Annotated in this window: 9 protein-coding genes; 8 read left to right on the top strand and 1 reads right to left on the bottom strand. The window is 48.8% G+C overall.

Translation table 11 applies throughout. From position 1 onward, the window contains the following. Positions 1 to 239: 239 nt before the first annotated feature. The 7 genes from BUB52_RS07315 (at position 240) to cysK (ending at position 8,191) form a co-directional block, all read left to right on the top strand. Complete coding sequence (locus BUB52_RS07315) at positions 240 to 470, top strand: hypothetical protein (RefSeq protein ID WP_009121239.1); 231 nt, start codon at positions 240 to 242, stop codon at positions 468 to 470. 371 nt (positions 471 to 841) lie between these two features. After that, complete coding sequence (locus BUB52_RS07310) at positions 842 to 2,338, top strand: 2-isopropylmalate synthase (protein WP_009121240.1); 1,497 nt, start codon at positions 842 to 844, stop codon at positions 2,336 to 2,338. Positions 2,339 to 2,411: 73 nt separating this feature from the next. Then, positions 2,412 to 3,815, top strand: a complete 1,404-nt coding sequence (leuC, locus tag BUB52_RS07305; RefSeq protein WP_009121241.1) for a 3-isopropylmalate dehydratase large subunit — start codon at positions 2,412 to 2,414, stop codon at positions 3,813 to 3,815. A gap of 21 nt (positions 3,816 to 3,836) precedes the next feature. Beyond that, positions 3,837 to 4,430, top strand: a complete 594-nt coding sequence (gene leuD, locus BUB52_RS07300; RefSeq protein WP_009121242.1) for a 3-isopropylmalate dehydratase small subunit — start codon at positions 3,837 to 3,839, stop codon at positions 4,428 to 4,430. Further along, positions 4,420 to 5,961: an alpha-isopropylmalate synthase regulatory domain-containing protein gene (locus tag BUB52_RS07295; protein WP_009121243.1), complete on the top strand. Its 1,542-nt coding sequence runs from the start codon at positions 4,420 to 4,422 to the stop codon at positions 5,959 to 5,961. Before leuD ends, BUB52_RS07295 begins: the two co-directional genes overlap by 11 nt. A gap of 88 nt (positions 5,962 to 6,049) precedes the next feature. Next, a complete protein-coding gene (gene leuB, locus BUB52_RS07290) occupies positions 6,050 to 7,108 on the top strand; it encodes a 3-isopropylmalate dehydrogenase (protein ID WP_009121244.1) in 1,059 nt (352 codons plus the stop codon). 132 nt (positions 7,109 to 7,240) lie between these two features. Then, positions 7,241 to 8,191 (top strand): cysteine synthase A, encoded by a 951-nt coding sequence (gene cysK / locus BUB52_RS07285; RefSeq protein WP_039950533.1) that lies wholly within the window; start codon positions 7,241 to 7,243, stop codon positions 8,189 to 8,191. On the opposite strand, the gene BUB52_RS07280 is transcribed toward cysK, so the two are convergent. Further along, entirely contained in the window at positions 8,176 to 8,376 is a 201-nt protein-coding gene (locus BUB52_RS07280; RefSeq protein WP_254302460.1) for a hypothetical protein, read from the bottom strand. The two genes, cysK and BUB52_RS07280, sit on opposite strands and share 16 nt — an antisense overlap. 39 nt (positions 8,377 to 8,415) lie before the next feature. Here BUB52_RS07280 and BUB52_RS07275 point away from each other — a divergent pair, with 39 nt between their 5' ends. Further along, a complete protein-coding gene (locus tag BUB52_RS07275) occupies positions 8,416 to 9,267 on the top strand; it encodes a tetratricopeptide repeat protein (protein WP_039950460.1) in 852 nt (283 codons plus the stop codon). The last annotated feature ends 74 nt before the right edge of the window (positions 9,268 to 9,341 follow it).

Genomic DNA, 9,341 nt, shown 5'->3' with positions numbered 1-9,341 from the left:
AACAGAGAAGTTAAGCTCAGTCACGCCGATGGTACTGCGTAACAGTGGGAGAGTAGGTAGTCGCCGTTTTTTTAGAGAAGCCCCCGTATCGATAGGAAGATACGGGGGCTTTATTGTTTTCAGAAGGATATTACCGATCGGAATCGGGTGAGCTGTATCCTGTTTTGGAAAATTGAGCTGTTTTCCGTATATTTGCCGGTGAACTGATTTTTTAATTAATATTTAAAGCAAATTGAAGTATGAAAACTAAAGTTTTATTCGCTGCTATGGCAGTAGCATTTTCTTTCGCCGTAACATCATGTGGTAACAAAAAGGCTGATGCCAATGCAACCGGAGCGGATTCTTGCTGCGCTGCACAAACCGAACAAGTATGTGATTCTGCAAAGGCTTGCTGCCAGGCTGATTCTGCTGTTTGTCCGAAAGCTGCTTGCGATAGCGCCAAGTGTGACAAACCTTGCGAAAAGAAGTAATTCAGGACTTGTATTGAACTGAAACATAAGGAAAAGGCGTGCCTCAAAGGTGCGCCTTTTTTGTGATATATTAGAGTGATAAATGAATGTTAACTTATAAAATGATATTATTTCTAATAAAAAAGTTACGGATTTGTTTGTACGGTACGAAATAATCTATACCTTTGCATCGTTAAAACAAAAAAGATAAGATGATTCAGAACTTTACATATATTCTACTGTGTGGTATTATTATTCTACTGGCAAAGTTTAGTGGAAGTGAGTGCTGTGCATAAATATATGTAAGATATAACAATATACTAAAGCCTTTCTCACTTCCCTGTGCGAAAGGCTTTTTTTATGGAATATGAATTTATAAATATAATAAAGCGATGAGTGATAAATTATTTATTTTCGACACAACGCTCCGCGATGGTGAGCAGGTTCCGGGATGCCAGTTGAATACAGTGGAAAAGATTCAGGTAGCCAAGCAACTGGAAGCACTGGGTGTGGATGTAATTGAAGCGGGATTTCCTATTTCAAGTCCGGGTGATTTTAATTCGGTGATTGAAATTTCCAAAGCAGTGACGTGGCCTACGATTTGCGCCTTGACACGTGCCGTACAGAAAGATATCGATGTTGCAGCGGAAGCCCTGCAATTTGCCAAGCATAAGCGTATTCATACGGGTATCGGAACTTCCGACTCGCACATCAAATATAAATTCAATTCCAATCGCGAGGAGATTATTGAGCGTGCGGTAGCGGCCGTGAAGTATGCCCGCCGTTATGTAGAGGATGTTGAGTTCTATGCCGAAGATGCCGGACGTACGGATAACGAATATCTGGCACGTGTGGTGGAAGCTGTTATCAAGGCGGGTGCTACGGTGGTTAATATTCCCGATACCACAGGATACTGTCTGCCTGCCGAGTATGGGGCGAAGATAAAGTATCTGATGGAACATGTGGACGGCATTCATAATGCTATCATTTCCACCCATTGCCACAATGATTTGGGTATGGCTACCGCCAACACAATGGCAGGTGTGCTGAATGGAGCCCGTCAGGTGGAAGTTACTATCAATGGTATCGGTGAACGTGCCGGAAATACTTCGCTCGAAGAAGTGGCGATGATTATTAAATGCCATAAGGATATCAACATTGAAACCAACATCAATACGCAGAAAATTTATCCTACCAGCCGTATGGTATCGAGCTTGATGAATATGCCGGTGCAGCCTAACAAGGCGATTGTAGGCCGCAATGCCTTTGCCCATTCATCGGGTATTCATCAGGACGGCGTATTGAAGAATGTGCAGACTTATGAGATTATCGATCCGCATGATGTGGGTATCGACGATAACTCCATCGTACTGACCGCCCGTAGCGGACGTGCCGCTTTGAAGAACCGTTTGCAGGTGTTGGGCGTGTCTTTGGATCAGCAGAAGCTGGATAAGATTTACGAGGAATTCCTGAAACTTGCCGATAAGAAGAAGGACATTAACGATGATGATATTTTGGTACTGGCAGGTGCGGATCGTGCTCAGAATCATCGTATCAAGCTGGAATACTTGCAGGTGACAAGCGGTGTAGGTGTTCGTTCCGTTGCCAGCCTGGGATTGAACATTTCGGGTGAGAAGTTCGAGGCGGCTGCCAGCGGAAACGGTCCGGTAGATGCCGCGATCAAGGCTTTGAAGAAGATAATAGACCGCCACATGACGCTGAAAGAGTTTACGATTCAGGCCATCAGCAAAGGCAGTGATGATATGGGTAAGGTACATATGCAGGTGGAATATGATAACTGTATCTACTATGGCTTCGGCGCCAATACGGACATTATAGCCGCATCGGTGGAAGCGTATATAGACTGTATCAATAAATTCAAGATGTAAAATCCGTATCTTATACATACTTTATAAATACATAAATCATAATTCATAAACTGTAAATTACAACTCGTTTCCGATGAATACATTATTTGATAAAATTTGGGATGCCCACGTTGTGCAGAAGGTTGAAGACGGCCCTACACAGCTTTACATAGACAGGCTTTATTGCCATGAAGTAACCAGTCCGCAGGCTTTTGCCGGATTGCGTGCAAGAGGGATTAAGTGTTTCCGTCCGGAAAAGATATTCTGTATGCCCGACCATAATACGCCGACGCACGATCAGGACAAGCCTATTGAAGACCCTGTTTCGAAGACGCAGGTGGATACGCTTGCCAGGAACGCGGAAGACTTCGGGCTGGAGCATTTCGGCATGATGGACAAGAAGAACGGCATTATCCATGTGGTAGGTCCGGAACGCGGACTGACCTTGCCGGGCATGACAATCGTATGCGGCGACTCGCATACTTCTACCCATGGCGCAATGGGTGCGGTGGCTTTCGGTATCGGTACGAGTGAAGTGGAAATGGTGATGGCTTCGCAATGTATTCTTCAAACCCGTCCCAAAACGATGCGCATTACGGTAGACGGTAAACTGGGTAAGGGGGTGACAGCCAAAGATGTGGCGCTCTATATGATGTCTAAGATGACTACCAGCGGTGCTACGGGCTACTTTGTGGAGTATGCCGGAGAGGCTGTGCGCAGTCTGTCCATGGAAGGACGCCTCACTCTGTGCAACCTCAGTATAGAGATGGGCGCGCGCGGCGGTATGGTTGCCCCGGATGAAACGACTTTCGAGTATATCAAAGGACGTGAATACGCTCCGAAAGGTGAAGAGTGGGATAAGGCGCTGGCATATTGGAAGACGCTGAAAAGCGATGCGGATGCAGTATTCGATAAGGAAGTACGCTTTGATGCCGCTGATATCGAGCCGATGATTACCTACGGAACCAATCCGGGCATGGGCATGGGCATTACGCAGCATATTCCCGCTACCGAGGGGATGGGCGAGGCTGCCAAAACGTCTTTTATGAAGTCTATGGACTATATGGGTTTCCGGCCGGGTGAACCATTGCTGGGCAAAAAGATAGATTATGTGTTCCTGGGTGCTTGTACCAACGGCCGTATCGAGGACTTCCGTGCATTTGCCTCTATCGTGAAAGGCCGTAAGAAAGCGGCGGATGTCGTGGCATGGCTGGTTCCCGGTTCGTGGATGGTAGATGCGCAGATACGTGAAGAAGGGTTGGACAAGGTGCTGGAAGAGGCGGGGTTCGCTATCCGTCAGCCGGGATGTTCGGCTTGCCTGGCGATGAATGATGATAAAGTGCCTGCCGGAAAGTATGCGGTGTCCACCAGTAACCGTAACTTTGAAGGACGTCAGGGCCCGGGCGCACGCACTTTGCTTGCCAGTCCGCTGGTGGCTGCCGCGGCTGCGGTGACAGGGGTGATTACAGACCCGAGAGAGTTGTTAAATGAAGAATGAAGAACGAAGAATGAAGAAACAATGAAACAGAAATTCAATATCATCAACAGTACTTGCGTACCTCTTCCGTTGGAGAATGTAGATACCGACCAGATAATCCCTGCGCGTTTCCTGAAAGCCACTACCAAAGAAGGCTTTGGCGAGAACCTGTTTCGCGATTGGCGGTATGACAAGCAAGGCAATAAAATAGAATCTTTCGTACTGAATGACCCTACTTACGGCGGACAAATCCTTGTAGCCGGCAAGAACTTCGGTTCGGGAAGCAGCCGCGAGCACGCAGCCTGGGCCATTGCCGACTATGGTTTCCGTGTGGTGGTAAGCAGCTTTTTTGCGGATATCCATAAGAATAACGAACTGAATAATTTCGTGCTTCCCGTAGTGGTGAGCGAACCGTTTCTGAAGGAACTTTTCGATTCGGTTTTTGCCGACCCCAAGACGGAAGTGGAAGTGAACCTGCCCGAACAGACCATCACCAACAAGGCGACAGGCAAAAGCGAGCATTTTGAAATCAATGCCTACAAGAAACATTGCCTGATGAACGGTTTGGACGATATAGATTTCCTTGTGGAGAATAAAGACAAGATAGAATCCTGGGAGAAGAAACATGAAGCATAATCATCCGAAAATAGAAATCATGGACACCACGCTTCGCGACGGCGAACAGACCAGCGGAGTATCTTTCGTGCCCCATGAGAAGCTGATGATAGCCCGTTTGTTGCTTGAAGACCTGAAAGTAGACCGGGTGGAAGTCGCTTCCGCGCGGGTGTCCGAAGGAGAGTTTGATGCGGTGAAAATGATATGCGACTGGGCGGCCCGCCGCAATATGTTGCCGAGAGTGGAAGTGCTCGGCTTCGTAGACGGGCATACGTCGGTGGACTGGATACACGCTACCGGTTGCCGCGTCATCAACCTGTTGTGCAAAGGCTCCTTGAAGCACTGCTCCTGCCAGTTGAAGAAATCGCCCGAAGAGCATATCGAGGATATTCTGGCAGTGGTGAACTACGCGAATGTGCAGGACATGGAAGTGAACATCTACCTGGAAGATTGGAGCAACGGCATGAAAGACTCGCCCGAATACGTCTTTCAGTTGATGGACGCATTGATTCAGACCAATATAAAGCGGTATATGCTGCCCGATACATTGGGTGTGCTGAACCCGCTGCAAGTCATTGAATTCATGCGGAAAATGGTGAAACGCTATCCGCACGCGCATTTCGACTTCCATGCGCACAATGATTACGACCTCGCGGTGAGCAATGTGCTGGCCGCCGTGTTGAGTGGCTGCAAGGGCTTGCACACCACCATTAACGGTTTGGGCGAGCGTGCCGGGAATGCCCCTCTTGCCAGCGTGCAGGCCATCTTGAAAGACCATTTCAGCGCTATCACCAATATCGACGAGAGCCGCCTCAATGATGTGAGCCGTGTGGTAGAGTCTTATTCGGGCATCGTTATCCCTGCCAACAAGCCGATTGTGGGCGAAAACGTGTTTACGCAGGTGGCGGGCGTGCATGCCGACGGAGATAATAAGAGTAACTTATACTGCAACGACCTCTTGCCCGAACGTTTCGGCCGCAAGCGGGAGTATGCCTTGGGCAAGAACAGTGGCAAGGCGAATATCCGCAAGAATCTGGAAGACCTGGGACTGGACTTGGACGAGGACTCCATGCGCAAGGTTACCGAACGCATCATCGAACTGGGCGATAAAAAGGAGCTGGTGACGCAGGAAGATTTGCCGTACATCGTTTCCGACGTCTTGAAGCACGGAATTGTGGACGAGCGTGTAAACCTGAAAAGCTACATCGTGAACCTTGCCTACGGGCTGAAGCCAATGGCTACGTTGAAAATAGAAATCAACGGCAAGGAGTATGAGGAGAGTTCCAGCGGTGACGGTCAGTACGATGCCTTTGTGCGTGCGCTGCGCAAAATATACAAGGTGACTTTGGGGCGCAAATTCCCGATGCTGACGAATTATGCGGTGACTATTCCCCCCGGCGGACGTACCGACGCTTTTGTGCAGACGGTAATCACCTGGACGTTTGAAGACAAGGTGTTCCGCACCCGCGGATTGGATGCCGACCAGACGGAAGCCGCCATCAAGGCCACGGTGAAGATGCTCAATATCATCGAGGGAGAATACGATAAATAAGATATTTGTGACGGGTGACCGTATTCGCCGCAAGAATAAGGTGATGAAAGATAAAGTAGAAAATGAATTGAAAAAGAAATAAATAATTATGGATTTTAAAATTGCAGTATTGGCCGGTGACGGTATCGGCCCCGAAATATCCGCAGTAGGTGTGGACGTAATGACCGCCGTTTGCGAGAAGTTCGGTCACAAAGTGAACTATGAGTATGCTGTCTGCGGTGCGGACGCCATCGACAAAGTGGGAGACCCGTTTCCCGAAGCTACCTATCAGGCTTGCAAGAATGCCGATGCAGTGTTGTTCTCGGCAGTAGGCGACCCGAAATTCGACAATGACCCCACCGCAAAGGTACGCCCGGAACAAGGGTTGCTGGCTATGCGCAAGAAGTTAGGATTGTTTGCCAACATCCGTCCCGTGCAGACCTTTAAGTGCCTCTTGCACAAGTCTCCGCTTCGTGCAGAATTGGTGGATGGAGCCGATTTTCTCTGCATCCGCGAACTGACGGGCGGTATGTACTTCGGCGAGAAATACCAGGACAACGACAAGGCTTACGACACCAATATGTACACCCGTCCGGAGATTGAACGCATCCTGAAAGTAGGCTTTGAGTATGCCATGAAGCGCAACAAGCACCTTACGGTAGTGGACAAGGCGAATGTGCTTGCCTCTTCGCGTCTGTGGAGACAGATTGCCCAGGAAATGGCTCCGAACTATCCGGAAGTCACCACCGACTATATGTATGTGGACAACGCCGCCATGCGTATGATTCAGGAACCGAAGTTCTTCGACGTGATGGTGACGGAGAATACCTTCGGCGATATTCTGACCGATGAAGGCTCTTGCATCAGTGGCTCTATGGGCCTGCTTCCTTCCGCTTCCACCGGCGAAAGCACCCCGGTATTCGAGCCTATTCACGGTTCATGGCCGCAGGCTAAGGGCTTGAACATTGCCAATCCGCTGGCGCAGATTCTTTCCGTAGCCATGTTGTTTGAGTATTTCGACCTGAAAGAAGAAGGCGCGCTTATCCGCAAGGCGGTAGACGCTTCTCTCGACGCCAACGTCCGTACCCCGGAAATTCAGGTGGAAGGCGGCGACAAATACGGCACGAAAGAAGTAGGCGCGTGGATTGCAGACTACATCAAACACTAATCTTTATTAAGGAAAGAAAGGGACAAACGTTTTTTTCCTACCTTTGCGAGGAGATGCCTCAAAAGTATGATACATTTATCTGTGATAATGATTTTACTTTTGATGTATCTCCTCGTTTTATAAGTAATGATTATGGCAAAAATAGCAAAGAACTTGACGGAACTTATCGGCGGCACACCGTTGATGAAGTTGGCCGGATATAGCGGGAAGTACGGATTGCAACGGGATATAGTTGCCAAACTGGAGTCGTTTAATCCGGCAGGCAGTGTAAAAGACCGCGTAGGGCTGGCAATGATTGAGGATGCCGAAGCGCGCGGAGCGTTGAAGCCCGGCGCCACTATTATAGAACCTACCAGCGGCAATACGGGGGTGGGACTGGCAATGGTAGCTACCATCAAAGGTTATCATCTGATACTGACCATGCCCGAAACAATGAGCATTGAACGCCGTAACCTGTTGAAAGCCCTCGGAGCGGAAATCGTGCTGACGGATGGGTTGGCGGGTATGGCGGGCTCTATCGCCAAGGCGCAGGAACTGAGGGATAAGATTCCCGGCGCCGTAATTCTGCAACAGTTTGAGAATCCTTCCAACGCCCGGATACACGAGCTTACTACGGGAGAGGAAATCTGGACGGACACGGACGGACAGGTGGACGTATTTGTGGCTGGAGTAGGTACGGGCGGTACGATTTGTGGTGTAGCCCGCACGTTGAAGAAGCATAATCCGAATGTTTATATCGTGGCTGTCGAGCCTGCGTCGTCTCCCGTACTTGAGGGGGGAGAGGATGCTCCACACCGTATACAGGGCATCGGGGCAAACTTTATTCCGGCTCTTTATGACGCTTCGGTAGTGGATGAGGTGATTCCTGTGCCGGACGATGAAGCCATTCGTGCCGGACGCGAGCTGGCGTCTACCGAGGGACTGTTGGCGGGAATATCTTCCGGCGCGGCTGTTTATGCAGCCCGTTTATTGGCAAAACGTCCCGAATTTGCAAACAAGATGATAGTTACCTTGTTGCCTGATACGGGGGAGAGGTATCTCTCGACGGAGTTGTTCGCTTTTGACACTTATCCTTTGGAATAAATGCCGGGGAAAAACTCCCGTTCCAACGCTTGGTACCTTTCGTACCACCGGCCGGTATTGCTTGTACCAAGGCTTGGTATTGTCTGTGCCAACGGTTGGTATTCTTCGTACCAATGCTTGGTATCTCCGATACCGGCGGTTGGAACCGGTTTAAGTAAATGTTGAAATTCGGTTTGTATCAACACTTGCTTGTTTACTTATCTTATAAATATAGAATCATAAGTATGAAGAAGCTGATTTTTCTCGTTGTGTGTTTATTGGCAGGCGGTATGCCTGTATTTTCGCAGACTTATCAGGAACTTTGTGACCGTGCCATAACTTACACGGAACAGGATAGTTTGCCGCAAGCGGAAGAGTATATCCGCCAAGCCTTAAAGCTGGAACCGGCAAATCCTCACAATGCCCTTCTGTTTTCCAATCTCGGTACGATACAGCGTCGTCAAAGGCAGTACGAGCAGGCTTTGGAGTCTTATAACTTTGCCTTGAATATCGCTCCGCGCGCAGTTCCTATCTTGCTGAACCGTGCGGCTGTTTATATGGAACTGGGGCGTAATAATCTGGCGCAGGCCGATTATTCGCTGGTGTTGGATTTAGAGAAGAACAATGAGGAAGCTTTGCTGATGCGCGCTTATATTTATATGCAGCAGCGTGAGTATAAAATGGCAAAGGCTGATTATGAACGCTTGTTGAAAGTGAATCCAGCCAGCTATAACGGTCGCCTCGGTTTGGCCACTTTGGAACAGAAAGAGGGGAAATACGAAGAAGCGCTGAGCGTCTTGAACAATATGATTGCAACCACGGGAGAAACTTCTCAGTTGTCTTCTTCCCAATATGCCATGCTGTATGTAGCTCGTGCCGGAGTAGAGAAAGACTTGAACCACATGGATATGGCCTTGGTAGACCTGGAAGAGGCAATAAGACTGGATAGCTCGCAACCGGAAATATACCTGATGCGCGGTGAAATCTACCTCGCCCAAAAGAAAAAAGACTTAGCCAAACGCGATTTTGAGAAGGCTGTATCATTAGGAGTGCCGCAAGCCGATTTGCGTGACCTGCTGCAACAGACGAGGAAATAGGGAGGGAGCGTTTAGTGATTAGTGATTAACGATTAGTGATTAGCGGTTAGCTGTTAACAGTTTATAGCATCACA

The sequence above is a fragment of the Bacteroides clarus YIT 12056 genome (genome assembly GCF_900129655.1).
Lineage (GTDB): Bacteria > Bacteroidota > Bacteroidia > Bacteroidales > Bacteroidaceae > Bacteroides > Bacteroides clarus.
The sequence above is the reverse complement of the archived record's forward strand: the minus strand, read 5'-3'. Positions and strand labels throughout refer to the sequence as shown.

Coding starts and splice junctions, on each gene's coding strand:
- BUB52_RS07310 (WP_009121240.1), top strand. CDS start 842: ATGAGTGATAAATTATTTATTTTCGACACAACGCTCCGCGATGGTGAG.
- BUB52_RS07275 (WP_039950460.1), top strand. CDS start 8,416: ATGAAGAAGCTGATTTTTCTCGTTGTGTGTTTATTGGCAGGCGGTATG.
- leuB (WP_009121244.1), top strand. CDS start 6,050: ATGGATTTTAAAATTGCAGTATTGGCCGGTGACGGTATCGGCCCCGAA.
- leuC (WP_009121241.1), top strand. CDS start 2,412: ATGAATACATTATTTGATAAAATTTGGGATGCCCACGTTGTGCAGAAG.
- cysK (WP_039950533.1), top strand. CDS start 7,241: ATGGCAAAAATAGCAAAGAACTTGACGGAACTTATCGGCGGCACACCG.
- BUB52_RS07295 (WP_009121243.1), top strand. CDS start 4,420: ATGAAGCATAATCATCCGAAAATAGAAATCATGGACACCACGCTTCGC.
- BUB52_RS07315 (WP_009121239.1), top strand. CDS start 240: ATGAAAACTAAAGTTTTATTCGCTGCTATGGCAGTAGCATTTTCTTTC.
- leuD (WP_009121242.1), top strand. CDS start 3,837: ATGAAACAGAAATTCAATATCATCAACAGTACTTGCGTACCTCTTCCG.